Consider the following 14,017-nt stretch of genomic DNA (forward strand, 5'->3'; position numbering starts at 1 on the left):
AAAAGGACAGGGTTTCTTAAAATCATATAAAGTGGATTTTACATACCACCCCACTCTTTTAAAGAGTCTTTGTTCATTTTAACGTAATCTGCATTACCGGCTTCTTCTGCTGCTGCCAAAGATTTTTTTGCAGTAGCTATTGCCGCTTTTTTATCACCGGACTTTGCCTGGATCAACGATTGTTGCCTTAATTGCCAGAAAGCAGGTTTTTCGGTCATTGACATGGCTTTATCCATCCATTCCTTGGCCTTGTTTATGTCTTTCCCTTCACTTGAGTAATATACGGCAGCTGCATAGTAATCTCCCGCACTTGGACCACCTAAGGCCCTTTCAATATCTTTTTCAACTGCCACGTCAGTAGGTACCTCAAAAGGAACTGCTACATATACATTTTCCCACATTAAACCAAGATTTGCAGAACTAGAGGTCAAATCATCAATGGTAATCGTAAAGCTTTCTATGGTAGTCCCTTCAGGCATAGGAAATACCTGTGCCGTCGTTTTTGCAACAACTTTGTTATCATCCCAATCCCTTGGTGTGCCACCACCTTGTGTGTCTGTATAAAAGAAAACTTCCCAAGAAGCGGTGCCCGGTTTCGTGAAAATAGAATATGTACCCGCTTTTACATCTTGTCCGGCGATTTTCACATCATCGCTAAAGGTAATCAAGGTGTACCCATTGGCTCCGGTTCTCCATAATTTGTCATAAGGCACCAAATCACCAAAGATGGTTCTACCGCGCATAGAAGGTCTGGAATACTCTACGGTCACATCTGTTAATCCTACGGTCTGTTTCAATGTTGAAGACGGACTCGCTTGTGGCGTCGTAATTTGCGCTTCCATCGAAAAGGAAACCAAAGCCACACATACTAATACTACTAGTTTTTTCATTTTGTCGTTGAATTATAGTTTTTCCAAAACTAATTATAAAGAACTGTCACATTTGTTAACAAACTCTTAAATATAAGTAAACCATACGGTCAATAGGCCAGGAAAGGTTCGGAAAGTACTTTATCACCTAAATAAACGGTGAGATAGTATACACCCGATTTTAATGTATTCAGGTATAGATTGTTGTTTTCAATATCGGCACCTAATTGAAACCTGACCATTTTCCCTGAAGTATCGAAAATTGCTTGGGCCAAAACCGATTTATCGGACAGCAGATCATAACTCAGCACTTCAGAATCATAAGTGCCATAAAGTAGCAGGCGGTCTTCTTCTTGGTCATTATTTGGCGATTCTTCCTCCTCAGGGATTTCTTCCTCATTAACCTCCTCCTCTAAACTAAACTGCAAACTGTATAAAGTTGGATTTAAACTTATGGATAGGTTGCTTCTTTCGAATTGTTCAGAACCGATGAAGTAACGTTGGGCACTGATTGCGGTTATCGCCTCAACTTGTCCAAAATCAATATCCAAGGAAATATGTTCTACTGTACCATCAAAAATACCGGAAGAATCTACATCCTTGACCCTTATAACGAAAGGCTGTAAGGTGTTGGAATAGGCAGAGAACAATAAGTCATTGTTAAGTTCATTGTATGTGGCTCCGGTAACCAATCCGTTTACCTGATACGAATCCATTCTTTTTGCCAAATGGTTCCCCGGTTCCTTAGGTATACTATAACCTACCGTCCCCTGTGTTACCCATTGTTTCGTAAAGATCCACAATTCATTGTTCACAACGGTCAATGCTTCTGCATCCCAGTCACTTTCCCCGTTATCATCAAAGTTTTCCTTGTCTTCATACACAAAAGAAATGATTTCTGCATTTACTTCATCCTGGCCGGTAAAGTCATCCTTCAAGATTTTATATATGACCAGATCCTTACGCGTACCCAAATTATTACCAATATCACCAACATATATATGGTCATCATCCTGGGTAATGTCTTCCCAATCCATATTCTCCGCATTTACTACGTTAACCCTTTTGGTTATCTGCATGGATAAGGTATCCAATACATACAAAATGGGTTCATTGCCGGAATCATTGTGTGCAATCAAATTGCCATCAAAAAAAATATGTCCTGAATATTCGTTCAATTCCATTGGCAATTGCCCAACGGTCTCCGTCGAAACCTGGCCCATCAGCCTAGAAAAGGTGAACATGATCAGAATAAAAAACAAACGATATCGCATAGTATCTTGGAAAACGACAATTTACGAAAATGATAACAGTATCAAATTTCTTTTTTGTTTAATCTTTCATTACATTTGTTAAACATTATTATCCATGCACCATGAAATTACATCAATTGCATTCCGGTCAAGCCCTTCCCATTACCCGTAATAGAGCGTGGGAGTTTTTATCAGATCCCAAGAACCTAGCTACGATTACGCCCGACCACATGGGATTCAATATTCTATCGGGAGCAGATAGGGAAATGTTTCCAGGACAGATCATACAGTATAAAGTAACCCCCTTCCCAGGCTATTCCACACGTTGGGTAACAGAAATAACCCATGTGAAAGAAGGTGAGTATTTTGTTGATGAACAACGATTTGGTCCCTATGCCCTATGGCACCATAAACACTTCTTAAAGCAAATCCCAAATGGTGTACTCATGGAAGACATCATAGATATTAAACTCCCTTATGGCTTACTGGGACGTTTGGCCTACCCGATGATAAAAGGGCAATTGAAAACCATATTCGCTTATAGGGAACAGAAACTTACCGAGCTCTTTGGTAAGATGGAGGGTGAAGCTAATTTTTTGAACATTAAAACGATTTGAAAATGAAAAATATTCTACTAATAGGTGGATCTCATGGCATAGGACTGGCATTGGCAAGGTTACTTCATGAAAACCACAATGTTTATATTGCTTCCCGAACCTGGGAGGTAACCGATTTACCGAACATAAAACACATTCCGTTCGATGCGCTTACCGATGCTTTGGACACTTCAACATTGCCCGAGCAATTGAACGGACTTGTTTACTGTCCGGGCAGTATTAACCTTAAACCCTTTAAAATGCTTTCGGTCGATACTTTTAAGGAAGATATGCAGTTGAACTTTTTTAGCTTGGTAAATGTGGTGAAAGATGTTTTGCCGAAATTGGCCGATGGTTCAAGTATCGTTTTTTTCAGTACGGTGGCCGTACAGACAGGGATGCCTTTTCATACCAGTGTGGCTGCGGCGAAAGGGGCCATAGAAGGTTTTACAAAATCCTTGGCCGCTGAATATGCACCTAGGATACGGGTAAACGCCATTGCACCTTCCCTTGTGGATACCCCCTTGGCCGCTCGATTGTTGAACAATGATAAAAAGAAGGAAATGATGGCACAAAGACACCCTTTGAAAAGAGTTGGGGAAGCAACCGATTTGGCAAAAATAGCCCAGTTTCTTCTTAGTCCGGATAGTTCATGGATGACCGGACAGATTATTGGTGTAGATGGCGGATTATCAACCCTGAACGTAAATTAATATGGAAGAAAAAGTATCGATATTTTGGTTTCGGAGGGATTTACGCCTCGATGATAATGTGGGATTGGCCCAAGCCTTGAAAAATGCCACCCATGTGCTACCCATTTTTATTTTCGATAAGGAAATTTTGCTTCAATTACCTAAAAATGATGCTCGGGTTACTTTTATACACCAAACGCTTACTCGTATTTCTGAGCGGTTAAAAAAGGATTTCAATAGTTCATTGGGCATTTATCATGGGCAACCTTTGGAAGTTTTCGAATCTGTCTCCAAGGATTTCAATATAGAAGCGGTGTATACCAACCACGACTATGAGCCTTATGCCATAAAACGTGATAAACGGGTACAGGAGTTCCTTGAAGGTAAGTCCATTCCTTTCCATACCTACAAGGACCAGGTTATTTTCGAGAAGGAAGAAGTTGTCAAAAACGATGGTGACCCCTATGTGGTCTATACGCCGTACAAGAACAAATGGAAAGAAAAATTCAATTCAAGTACACTATCAAAGCAAATAAAAGACCATAAGTCACCCCATAACTTTATTGCAAATAAAAATCTTCCATTTCTGACCTTAGAGCAAATAGGTTTTGAAACTTCTGATATAAAAGTCCCTGATTTTACCACCTCTGAGGACCTGATAGACAATTATGAAGCTACGAGGAACTTTCCGGGAATAGACAATGGAACCTCAAGGATTGGCCCACATTTACGATTTGGAACGGTCTCCATCAGAAAAATTGTAACGAAAGCCATCGCTTCAAAAAATGAGGTGTTTTGGAACGAACTGATTTGGCGCGAATTCTTTATGCAGATCCTTTGGCACTTTCCCCACACCATAAACAACGCTTTTAAACGCAAATATGACCGTATTCCTTGGCGAAACAATGAGGAAGAGTACGAAAAATGGAAACATGGGCAAACAGGTTATCCATTGGTAGATGCCGGAATGCGCGAATTAAATGCTACGGGATATATGCACAATCGGGTACGTATGCTGGTCGCCAGTTTTCTCTGTAAGCATTTGTTGATCGATTGGCGATGGGGAGAGGCTTATTTCGCTGAAAAGTTGTTGGACTTTGAACTGAGTTCCAATGTGGGCAATTGGCAATGGGCAGCTGGTAGCGGTGTAGATGCTGCGCCTTATTTCCGTATTTTCAATCCCACCACACAGATCGATAAATTCGATAAAAAACATGAGTACATCAACCAATGGGTTCCTGAACTACAGGAACTGACCTACCCTTCTAAAATGGTAGACCATAAAATGGCTAGGGAACGTTGTTTAAAGGTTTACAAAGAGGCACTTGGATAGTACATTTTTAGTATATTTATATCCAAGCCAGGAATAATTCAATGGATATTGAAATCCTTTGAAATATTCTCTCATTTAACCACCATTTACCTTTTAGTATGAAAAAACACCTCTTTGCTATCTTCGTGCTGATTTCCTTTACGGTATCGGCCCAAAAAATGAACAGTAACAAGAAGGCCTTGGTTGCCTCGGTAGAGAACCACAAAACGGAATTGATAAAAATTAGCGATTCCATCTGGGCAGCGGCCGAAACCGCTTTTGAGGAACACAAGTCATCCAAGATCTTGGCCGATTATGCCGAGAAAAACGGAATGAAAGTTGAACGAGGGGTTGCAGGTATACCCACAGCCTTTACCGCTACCTACGGGTCGGGAAAACCGGTGATCAGTATTCTTGGGGAGTTTGATGCCTTGCCGGGAATTTCACAAAAGGCCCAGCCCACAAAAGAACCATTAAAAGAAGGTGCTGCCGGACACGGTTGTGGCCATAATCTCTTTGGAGCGGCAAGTTTAGGGGCTGCCATCGCGACCAAAGAACTCATGGAAAATGGGAAGTTGAAGGGCACCATAAAGTTTTTGGGAACCCCTTCCGAAGAAAAGTATTTTGCCAAGATCTGGATGGTTCGTGAAGGACTTTGGGATGATGTTGATGTGAATTTAAGTTGGCACCCTTCCGCAAAAACCGAAGCGGATGTTCAAAGTTCGTTGGCCTTGGTAGATTTTAAAGTTGAATTCTATGGCCAGGCCGCACATGCCTCCGGTGACCCTTGGAACGGCCGTAGTGCTTCCGATGCCTTGGAATTGTATACGACAGGGATCAATTATTACAGGGAACATATAAAACCAACGGTGCGCATACATTACCATATTCAAGATGGCGGACAAGTGGTAAATGTGGTACCCGATTATTCCAGATTATGGGTCAGGGTTCGCGATACCAAACGAAGTGGGATGATGCCCGTTTATGAGCAGGTTAAGAAAATGGCCGAAGGGGCTGCCATCATGGCCAATGTGGATTATAAGATTTCTTTGATTTCCGGGATTTACGAAGTGCTTGTTAACCGATCGGGAGGTGAGATCATGCAAAAGAACCTCGAATTGCTCGGACCTTTGACCTATACGGCCGAAGAAACCGCTTTTGGGAAGAAAATACAAGAATCGACAGGTAAGCCCCAAGTTGGTATGGATAGTCAAATTCGACCCTTGGAAGAAACCAAGGAACATCCCGGAGGTGGTTCTACCGATGTGGGCGATGTAAGTTGGAACGTACCCAATATAAACCTTGGTGTCACCGTTGCCCCAAAAGATACACCTTGGCATTCATGGGCAGTAGTTGCCTGCGGGGGAATGAGCATTGGTCATAAAGGAATGGTACATGCCGCAAAGGCCTTGGGGATGACCGCCGTTGATCTATTCGAAAATCCGAAATTGGTTCAAAAAGTAAAAGCCGAATACATAGAACGCAAAGGAAGCGAAAAGTACGAGCCTATAATTCCAGATGGGCCACCACCACTAAATGGGATATAGGTTTTCTGATTAAAATTGAATCTAAACAAATAGTATAGCCATGACAACAGTAAAAATTAAACCGAACGGCCCCTTATTGGTAGAAGGCCAAATTACCATCATCGATGCGGATGGCAACGAAGAGGTCAAGGAAAAAACGACTGCCTTTTGCCGTTGTGGTGCCTCTAACAACAAACCATTCTGCGACGGCACCCATAATAAGGTGGGTTGGAAAGACAGCTAAATAATTATGAGTAAGGCCAACCGAAAGCCTACCTATTTCCTGCCCATATTCACCCTCATCGTTTTGATCGATTTGTATGTGGGTAGTATTGGGGATGATGCCATGCGTCATTTAACCAAACCCTTGATCTTATGCTCCCTATTGGTTTATTTTGCCATTAATGGGCGTCAACTAGGGAAACCTACCTATGGGTTAATGCTGATGGCCCTATTTTTTTCTTGGCTGGGTGATGCTTTTTTGATGTATGATGGTATTTCGTCGAAGTATTTCGTGGCCGGACTCGTTTCCTTTCTTCTGGCACATGTGGTATATGCCATCCTTTTCTTTAGAAAGCGGAATATCCCATTCTCGAGAGCCTTTTGGTTGGTTTTAGGTCTGTTGGTCCTTTATGGGTCTTTTCTCTTCTTTCAGATACAAGCGGGACTTGGAGCCCTTAAAATTCCCGTTATCTTTTATGTTGCCATTATTCTCTTGATGGCCTTAGCGGCCTTTGGAAGAAAAGGCAGGGTGCCGCAATACAGTTTTAATCTCGTTTTTTGGGGAGCATTGTTCTTTATTGCCTCCGATAGTATATTGGCGATCAATAAATTCTTGACCGATGTCCCCTACGCCCACCTGTTGATCATGGGTACCTATGCCACGGCACAATATTTGATTACCCAGGGTATACTGGTTCAGGAAAACCCATAATCAGGTATTTAAAAGGGTTGTGACCTTATTGATTCAACAAAAATTAGACGCACTATGTTGCTAGAATGTTGATATTTACTGTTATATATCTTAGTTATACGGGCACGAGCCTGACGCCTGCGCTAGCATGGGCTAATACATGGAAAGTGATATGGTAGAAAATCAAAGTTTAAATCTTTCAGATAGCATAGATTTGGTAGAACAATATTTTGAAGAAAACTTTAAAGAATATGTTTTATTAAAAAAGACTATTTATACAGGTTATTGGTGGATAGAATATTTTAATGGTGTAGATAATAGGATTTGTTTTGATGGAGATATCGGAGGTCATTTTTCAGTAAAGATTTTCATAAGTGACACAGAATATTCTCTGTGGCAGTTTGACCGTTCAGTAAATAATAGAACCCAATCGACAAGTGAAAACATTTTATACCAACTTAATGTATTGAAGAGCTTTTTAAGTGATAATATTTAACCTTGTATTTAATTTACCCCCGCTAGCGCAAGCGTCACGCTCGTGCCGTCAAAAGTAAGAATGACATGGTTAAAAGAAATAAGATTAAATAAAGAAACAATTAGTCGAAAATGAATTACTAATTAACAAAACACAGTAGATAGGTAAATGAAAACTTTAAACTACATACTAACATTTGGTTTCATGATAGGTTTTGTTTATTGTATACTTTTTCTATTTGTGCCCGAATTTTATACCAAAGCTCGAAAACAAGATGTGTTTGTTCTGTTAAAGCCTTTACAAGATTTCAATCTAACTTATTTACAAAATGGCAATTCGTTTGACGAAAGATATCTTAAACTGTCAGTAATGTTTGACAGTACAACAATATACAAAAAGAGATACTATATGCCCGATGGAGAACATGAAAAAATACAAGTCTTTTTACAACAGTTAGGTATTTTAAAAGAAGATAACATAAGAAAAATAATCCCGCTATTTTTTAACAATGAACAACTCAAAAAATATAATAAAATAGAGGTTTCATACAAAAACAAAGGCATTGAGAAAATTAAGATTAATGACCTTTTTTTAAAGGGTAAAAAAATAACATTAATAGAAAGGTTAATTTACTATACACTAACGGCTATTTTCAGTGTCATAGGTTTATTTGGTGTATGGCTTGTTTTCGGCTTAGCAAAACTGCATGTAGAACACTATAAAAAAACAGGTGAAACTATAGAAATCACCAATTTAGTAGTTGCAAAAATTGAAGGGTTTAAATACGTTATTAAAGGTTTTAAATCTAAAAATAAAGAATCAGAAGGATGAACAAAATTACCTATATATCATCCTAATATTTTGGTGCGGCCTTCTTAGCGCCAACGTAACCAATTCCTCCGGCTAACGCGAGTGTCAATAATAGATGTCCCCTACTCCCACCTATTGATCATGGGTACCTATGCCACGGCACAATATTTGATCACCCAAGGTGTGCTGGATCAGGAAAATCCATAATCAGGTTTTTAAAAGGGTTGTGACCTTATTGATTCAACAAAAATTAGATACATTTATTTACAATAGAACATTGATGATTACTGTTATATATCGTAGTTGTTGGGGTACTGCTGTTATGCTGGTGTTAACTGGAGTATTGTTAAGAATGCTTAAAACATATCCTTAATCAACTATATAAACTGGGTGTTTTAATATGGTACTGAACAAAATAAAAAAAATTGAAAATGTATACTCTATTGTAAAAATAGATAACTCTTCTTTACTTGTTTCTTTTGAAAAAGAAAACGCAGTAATTTATCATAGTAATGATTTAGGTGTATTTGGCGAAACTACACAGAAACTAGATATACTTGAAGTATTTAAAAAAAATGATAACGTTTATTTTCTAGATGTTTGGAGTAAATTATTTAAACAGAATAAAGAATATATTATTCCATTTTTAGAAGATTACAAATGCACTGATAGTTCACAGATTAAAAACCATATAGTTTTATATAAAGGAAAAATCTGGAACAGAAAGTTCTGTGTATACTCCTTGTCAAAAAAAGAGATTTTATGGGAGTTGGAAAACATCTCAATTATAGTAATTAGTGACTATTGCTTTAGCAGGAAAAAAACAAAATTTAAAGCCCGTAATATAGAAACAGGAGAGGTTTTATGGAAAAAAACAATTACGGACGATTTTCAAGAGGCTAAAAACTATAAATTTTTTACCGTATACAACAAGGTGTTGGTAATAGCCGTAAATGACTCTATTCTGGCAGGGTACAATGTAGAAACAGGAGAACTGCTGTGGTCGGTTACTAAGACCAATAACAGAAATCTCTTAGTGGATATTGATGGCAAACTAAAAGGCGTTACCTCGACGGGCTATTTTGAAACAGAAATTGAGACCGGCATCCATCGTAGAATAGAGTTCGCACCATACGAAGCAATCAATGAACCTGGATGGTTCGATTCGCAGCGTGATACGTTTGTCATTATCGACAACCATATCATTACTACCGATTTTTTTAGTAACCGTATTGGGGCTTTTAATTTAGAAACGCTACAATATGATTGGTTTTACACTGAAGAAAACGCAAAAGGTTTTCCTGCCTCCAGGCCTATAAAATATTTTGCCCCCTATTTATGTGTTATCGACAATGCAGATACACTTCATATTTATAAAATGAACGATCTAATAGCGTAATGGTAAAAATAAAATACATAGCGTTTTTTATTTTTTATATGGCAGTTGCCCTACTAATGACTTTTCGTTTAGGTCCATTAATGGTCGATGGGGCAAAACAAATGAATACGCAACCTATTAGTATCATAGGATTGGATTCAATCAAAATATCAGCTCATGTAGCCAATAAAAATGACATTAGGGTAAGTCTCCTATTTGAAAACCAAAATATAGATTTGCAATTCTACACCAATGAAGGTAAACACCTGCCACTTACACAATTATTTTATAAACATGGTTTATTCGAAAAAGAGAATGATTTTCCTAAGGACTTACCTATATCGTTCTCTAAAGGGCAGTTACATTTTATTGACACAATAGAAGTTTTATATAAAGAAGCTAGTAATCAGCAATCAGGAGTCGATTACCTAGCCATAAACGGAGTAAAAATCAAGGGAAAAATTCCTGTCTTTCGAAAATACTCGTCAATTGTATTTGGATATCTAATAAGTATAATGGGATTTGCAGGTTGTACCCTGATTTTACTTAGCGCGTACAATTACATGAAATATGGTACGGAACCTAGAATACCGAATCGTTGGGAAGGGTTGAAACATTTTATCTCTCTTTTTAATAAAAACAAATCATAACCTAGTAGTATGAAAAACAACTACCTAATATATCATCCTAATATTTTGGTGCGGCCTTCTTAGCGCCAACCCCCGCTAGCGTGAGCGTCACGCCTGTCTGCCTCATGCAGGCTCGTGCCATGTACATAACACCCCTGTAAAGTAGTGTCCCCACTACTTTACCGTCCCCTCAAAGGGGACAATAAAATCCCCCTTCGAAGGGGGTGCCCGAAGGGCGGGGGATGTGAAAATGCCAAACAAAAGTTGCATGAATAATGTATGGTGCAAAACACCCCCCGCCAACGCCACGACTCGCGAGCAGTTATCACTGCACCGTCCTCAAGGGGACAATTAGTACGAAACAATAATTATGAATATAAAACGCTCGACCCCACCTGTTTTTGAAAAAGAGTGCAAATATTTTGTCCATGAGGATGTTCCAGATGCGAAAAGAAAAAAGAATTCTAATAAAGGTTTTTTTGGCACATGGAAAAGTGCACTGTTACTAGCCATTTTAGCTGGTTATAATATTGTACGGGGCATTGCAAATGAAAGCTATTTCAACATTATAATTGGAATTGTCCTAGTTGTGGGATGGTTATTTTTTGCTCTCGTTAGAAAAAATAAATAATAATAATTAAGTATTATGAAAAACAACTACCTATATATCATTCTAATATTTTGGTGCGGCCTTCTTAGCGCCAACGCAACCAATTCCCTGTTAGCGCGAGCGCAGTCGAAGTGAAGGGGGTGCCCGCAGGACGGGGGATGTAAAAAAGTATTAAGTATAATGTGTGGAGTAAAACACCCCTGTAGTCCCCTCAAGGGGACAATAATTCCCCCTATGCCTGCACTGAGCGCAGCCGAAGTGAAGAGGGTACCTGCACGACGGGGGATGTATTTCACCATTAATAGAGTCAAGCCTTTTTAGATAGAAGGAAAACAGAAGAGAAAAATGATATCCCCTCCCATAATTCTCTCGGGGTTAACTCTTAATGAAGTATTAGAAATAACTACCTATACCCAAAAAAGTTCCTTGGGTGCAGGCTGTTTTGGGTCAATTCATACAAATCCTCAGCTAGTTCAATAATCGAACTCTAGCCATAGACGGAAAATAAAACTCCTGCTTTTTCGAAAAACTACACCCTGGTGATCTTGGCCCCGATAGCCCGTAGTCGGGTATCGATATCCTCATAACCGCGATCGATCTGTTCAATATTATGGATCGTGGAAGTTCCTTTTGCCGATAAGGCAGCAATCAAAAGGGAAACCCCTGCCCTAATATCGGGTGATACCATGGTGGTGGCCTTTAATTTCGATTTAAAATTATGGCCAATTACAGTGGCCCTATGCGGATCGCACAAAATGATCTTAGCTCCCATATCGATCAACTTATCGACAAAGAACAAGCGACTTTCGAACATCTTTTGGTGAATCAGGACCTCCCCTTTTGCTTGGGTGGCCATTACCAAAATTATACTCAATAAATCGGGTGTAAGTCCGGGCCAAGGTGCATCGGCAATCGTAAGAATTGAACCATCAATGAAATTTTGGATTTCATAACCATCCTTATGCTCAGGAATATGGATATCATCCCCTTGCTTTTCAATGGTTATCCCTAATTTCCTGAACACTGAGGGAATCAATCCCAAATCTTTCCAACTTACGTTTTTTATGGTAAGTTCACTTTTGGTCATGGCCGCCAATCCGATCCAACTTCCGATCTCGATCATATCGGGCAACATAGTATGCTCGGTTCCTCCCAACGTATCAACACCTTCAATGGTCAATAGGTTTGAACCGATTCCTGAGATCTTGGCCCCCATTCGGTTCAACATCTTACATAGTTGTTGCAAATAAGGTTCACAGGCCGCATTATAAATGGTAGTTTCACCTTCGGCAAGTACGGCCGCCATTACAATATTCGCGGTCCCTGTTACAGAAGCTTCATCGAGTAACATATAGGTGCCTTTCAACCTTTTGGCTTCCACCCCATAAAAATGTTCTTCTTTATTATATCTGAACTTAGCACCAAGACTGATAAAACCTTCAAAATGGGTATCCAACCTTCTCCTACCTATTTTATCTCCTCCTGGCTTTGGTATATAGCCTTTGCCAAAACGGGCCAATAAAGGCCCAACGAGCATGATCGAACCTCTTAGTCCCCTACCGTCTTCCTTAAATTGATCGGACTGTAGGTAATCGAGATTTACGTCATTGGCCTGGAACGTATAAGACCCTTTGCCCTTCTTTTGGATATTTACACCCAAATCTTCTAACAAAGAAATGAGTTTGTTGACATCAACAATGTCGGGGATATTGTTTACGGTAACTTTTTCAGCAGTTAACAACACGGCACATAAAATCTGCAATGCTTCATTTTTGGCGCCCTGTGGGGTAATTTCCCCGGATAACTGATGGCCACCTTCAATTTTAAATGTTCCCATTTAGGATCAAGACTATTAGTATCGCTTTTTACCGCGATTATTGCTTCTTTGATTTTTCTTCCCTGTGGCACTTCGAGGGTTCTTTGCAACCCTATTTTTGAGGAATTGACCACTATCGGTAAGGTTCTCCCCATCTTTTGCAAGGTCTATTCGACCATCACTAAGTTCATATAGGTGATTAAAAATCACTTTGTCGTCTACCGTGTCCTTGTTCCAATTCAGGTAACATTTTTTCATATGGTTGGCGATGGCATACTCGAGTCCGTCGCGCATATCACCTTTGTCCCATTCAACGGCAACATCGATCATACGTTTTATATTGTTTCCGTAGAAACGGTATTTCGGGAAGTTCTGCGGATAACCAAGAGGTTCCGGTCTTTGTTGTAGAACTTCTTTGGAAGTGATCGGGAAAGGGGAATCAACATCCAATTTAAAATCGGACATAATGAACAATTGATCCCAAAGTTTATGTTGAAAATCGGGTACATCCCTTAAATGGGGCTGTATGTTGCCCATGACACTGATTATGGCCTGGGCCACTTTGTTTCGTTCCTCACGATCTTCGATCGATATGGCATGATCCACCATTTTTTGGAAATGACGACCGTATTCGGGAATAATGAGCTTAGGTCGCTCAGTATTATATTCTAGGTTCTCTACTAAATTCAAATCTTAAGTTTTAATGCTTTTTAAGCGTATAGGAAGTATTTCTATAACGAGTGCAAAATAAGAAAATTATGCTGTATTAGCTATTTTATAAGGATATTACCCCTTCAATCTCGCCTACTTCTTTGTATTTGGCGATTACGGCATCGGGATTTTTGAGATTTACCCGAATGGACAAGCTGGTGTATTTGCCATTTTTCGACTGTTTTGAATCGATTACGGCCCCTATGTTATTGAATATGCCATGTACCTGTTTTATCTTATCGGCATCGGTAAGTACTATAAATTTATAAAGGTATAAAGAGGGCCATTTGGTACTCTCTTCCAATTGGGTTTTCAAACGGCTATAAAACTCCTCCGGATTCTCTTTGTTCATCGTCAAAATTTTATGCAAATATAGCGCTTCAACAACAATTTTTTAATATTCCCGTAATCCGTATTTTTACAGCAC

The 14,017-nt window shown here is 39.4% G+C and carries 16 protein-coding genes; 11 read left to right on the plus strand and 5 right to left on the minus strand.

Annotated elements, in window-relative coordinates:
- Positions 1 to 38: 38 nt before the first annotated feature.
- Together R3X28_RS08705 and R3X28_RS08710 are read right to left on the minus strand one after the other, a co-directional pair.
- A complete protein-coding gene (locus R3X28_RS08705; RefSeq protein WP_154365168.1) occupies positions 39 to 890 on the minus strand; it encodes a DUF2911 domain-containing protein in 852 nt (283 codons plus the stop codon).
- Between the two features lie 89 nt (positions 891 to 979).
- Positions 980 to 2,092 carry a T9SS type A sorting domain-containing protein gene (locus R3X28_RS08710; protein WP_317663983.1) on the minus strand — a complete coding sequence of 371 codons (1,113 nt, stop codon included), beginning with the start codon at positions 2,090 to 2,092 and terminating at the stop codon, positions 980 to 982.
- Positions 2,093 to 2,244: 152 nt separating this feature from the next.
- On the opposite strand from R3X28_RS08710, the gene R3X28_RS08715 reads away from it, so the two are divergent.
- The 11 genes from R3X28_RS08715 (at position 2,245) to R3X28_RS08765 (ending at position 11,084) form a co-directional block, all read left to right on the plus strand.
- Entirely contained in the window at positions 2,245 to 2,739 is a 495-nt protein-coding gene (locus R3X28_RS08715; protein WP_317663984.1) for an SRPBCC family protein, read from the plus strand.
- A 2-nt stretch (positions 2,740 to 2,741) separates the two neighbouring features.
- The gene (locus R3X28_RS08720) at positions 2,742 to 3,431 is read left to right on the plus strand and encodes an SDR family oxidoreductase (RefSeq protein WP_317663985.1); all 690 of its coding nucleotides are present in this window, start codon (positions 2,742 to 2,744) and stop codon (positions 3,429 to 3,431) included.
- A 1-nt stretch (position 3,432) separates the two neighbouring features.
- Positions 3,433 to 4,743, plus strand: coding sequence for a deoxyribodipyrimidine photo-lyase (locus tag R3X28_RS08725; RefSeq protein ID WP_317663986.1), 1,311 nt, complete (start codon positions 3,433 to 3,435; stop codon positions 4,741 to 4,743).
- Positions 4,744 to 4,841: 98 nt separating this feature from the next.
- Positions 4,842 to 6,269, plus strand: a complete 1,428-nt coding sequence (locus R3X28_RS08730) for an amidohydrolase (RefSeq protein WP_317663987.1) — start codon at positions 4,842 to 4,844, stop codon at positions 6,267 to 6,269.
- Positions 6,270 to 6,309: 40 nt separating this feature from the next.
- The gene (locus R3X28_RS08735) at positions 6,310 to 6,492 is read left to right on the plus strand and encodes a CDGSH iron-sulfur domain-containing protein (RefSeq protein ID WP_282054756.1); all 183 of its coding nucleotides are present in this window, start codon (positions 6,310 to 6,312) and stop codon (positions 6,490 to 6,492) included.
- Positions 6,493 to 6,498: 6 nt separating this feature from the next.
- Positions 6,499 to 7,182, plus strand: a complete 684-nt coding sequence (locus R3X28_RS08740; protein WP_317663988.1) for a lysoplasmalogenase — start codon at positions 6,499 to 6,501, stop codon at positions 7,180 to 7,182.
- A gap of 139 nt (positions 7,183 to 7,321) precedes the next feature.
- Positions 7,322 to 7,657 (plus strand): hypothetical protein, encoded by a 336-nt coding sequence (locus R3X28_RS08745; RefSeq protein ID WP_317663989.1) that lies wholly within the window; start codon positions 7,322 to 7,324, stop codon positions 7,655 to 7,657.
- A 387-nt stretch (positions 7,658 to 8,044) separates the two neighbouring features.
- Complete coding sequence (locus R3X28_RS08750) at positions 8,045 to 8,467, plus strand: hypothetical protein (RefSeq protein WP_317663990.1); 423 nt, start codon at positions 8,045 to 8,047, stop codon at positions 8,465 to 8,467.
- Between the two features lie 379 nt (positions 8,468 to 8,846).
- A complete protein-coding gene (locus R3X28_RS08755; protein WP_282054754.1) occupies positions 8,847 to 9,845 on the plus strand; it encodes a PQQ-binding-like beta-propeller repeat protein in 999 nt (332 codons plus the stop codon).
- Positions 9,845 to 10,474: a hypothetical protein gene (locus tag R3X28_RS08760; RefSeq protein ID WP_282054753.1), complete on the plus strand. Its 630-nt coding sequence runs from the start codon at positions 9,845 to 9,847 to the stop codon at positions 10,472 to 10,474. The genes R3X28_RS08755 and R3X28_RS08760 overlap by 1 nt, the downstream gene beginning before the upstream one ends.
- A 349-nt stretch (positions 10,475 to 10,823) precedes the next feature.
- Positions 10,824 to 11,084 carry a hypothetical protein gene (locus R3X28_RS08765; protein ID WP_282054751.1) on the plus strand — a complete coding sequence of 87 codons (261 nt, stop codon included), beginning with the start codon at positions 10,824 to 10,826 and terminating at the stop codon, positions 11,082 to 11,084.
- Between the two features lie 508 nt (positions 11,085 to 11,592).
- On the opposite strand, the gene murA is transcribed toward R3X28_RS08765, so the two are convergent.
- The 3 genes from murA to R3X28_RS08780 all read right to left on the minus strand — a co-directional run bounded on the left by murA (position 11,593) and on the right by R3X28_RS08780 (position 13,942).
- Positions 11,593 to 12,900: a UDP-N-acetylglucosamine 1-carboxyvinyltransferase gene (gene murA, locus R3X28_RS08770; RefSeq protein ID WP_154367257.1), complete on the minus strand. Its 1,308-nt coding sequence runs from the start codon at positions 12,898 to 12,900 to the stop codon at positions 11,593 to 11,595.
- Between the two features lie 15 nt (positions 12,901 to 12,915).
- A complete protein-coding gene (locus tag R3X28_RS08775; RefSeq protein WP_154367255.1) occupies positions 12,916 to 13,569 on the minus strand; it encodes a DUF4290 domain-containing protein in 654 nt (217 codons plus the stop codon).
- 85 nt (positions 13,570 to 13,654) lie between these two features.
- Positions 13,655 to 13,942 (minus strand): DUF493 family protein, encoded by a 288-nt coding sequence (locus R3X28_RS08780; protein ID WP_154367253.1) that lies wholly within the window; start codon positions 13,940 to 13,942, stop codon positions 13,655 to 13,657.
- Between the last annotated feature and the right edge of the window lie 75 nt (positions 13,943 to 14,017).

It is taken from the genome of Maribacter sp. TH_r10 (assembly GCF_033101095.1).
Taxonomy (GTDB): Bacteria; Bacteroidota; Bacteroidia; order Flavobacteriales; family Flavobacteriaceae; genus Maribacter_A; species Maribacter_A luteus.

Bases quoted from the DNA above. Each gene is read 5' to 3' on its own strand.
- R3X28_RS08705 (WP_154365168.1), bottom strand. From the start codon at position 890: ATGAAAAAACTAGTAGTATTAGTATGTGTGGCTTTGGTTTCCTTTTCG.
- R3X28_RS08710 (WP_317663983.1), bottom strand. From the start codon at position 2,092: ATGGGCCAGGTTTCGACGGAGACCGTTGGGCAATTGCCAATGGAATTG.
- R3X28_RS08715 (WP_317663984.1), top strand. From the start codon at position 2,245: ATGAAATTACATCAATTGCATTCCGGTCAAGCCCTTCCCATTACCCGT.
- R3X28_RS08720 (WP_317663985.1), top strand. From the start codon at position 2,742: ATGAAAAATATTCTACTAATAGGTGGATCTCATGGCATAGGACTGGCA.
- R3X28_RS08725 (WP_317663986.1), top strand. From the start codon at position 3,433: ATGGAAGAAAAAGTATCGATATTTTGGTTTCGGAGGGATTTACGCCTC.
- R3X28_RS08730 (WP_317663987.1), top strand. From the start codon at position 4,842: ATGAAAAAACACCTCTTTGCTATCTTCGTGCTGATTTCCTTTACGGTA.
- R3X28_RS08735 (WP_282054756.1), top strand. From the start codon at position 6,310: ATGACAACAGTAAAAATTAAACCGAACGGCCCCTTATTGGTAGAAGGC.
- R3X28_RS08740 (WP_317663988.1), top strand. From the start codon at position 6,499: ATGAGTAAGGCCAACCGAAAGCCTACCTATTTCCTGCCCATATTCACC.
- R3X28_RS08745 (WP_317663989.1), top strand. From the start codon at position 7,322: ATGGAAAGTGATATGGTAGAAAATCAAAGTTTAAATCTTTCAGATAGC.
- R3X28_RS08750 (WP_317663990.1), top strand. From the start codon at position 8,045: ATGCCCGATGGAGAACATGAAAAAATACAAGTCTTTTTACAACAGTTA.
- R3X28_RS08755 (WP_282054754.1), top strand. From the start codon at position 8,847: ATGGTACTGAACAAAATAAAAAAAATTGAAAATGTATACTCTATTGTA.
- R3X28_RS08760 (WP_282054753.1), top strand. From the start codon at position 9,845: ATGGTAAAAATAAAATACATAGCGTTTTTTATTTTTTATATGGCAGTT.
- R3X28_RS08765 (WP_282054751.1), top strand. From the start codon at position 10,824: ATGAATATAAAACGCTCGACCCCACCTGTTTTTGAAAAAGAGTGCAAA.
- murA (WP_154367257.1), bottom strand. From the start codon at position 12,900: ATGGGAACATTTAAAATTGAAGGTGGCCATCAGTTATCCGGGGAAATT.
- R3X28_RS08780 (WP_154367253.1), bottom strand. From the start codon at position 13,942: ATGAACAAAGAGAATCCGGAGGAGTTTTATAGCCGTTTGAAAACCCAA.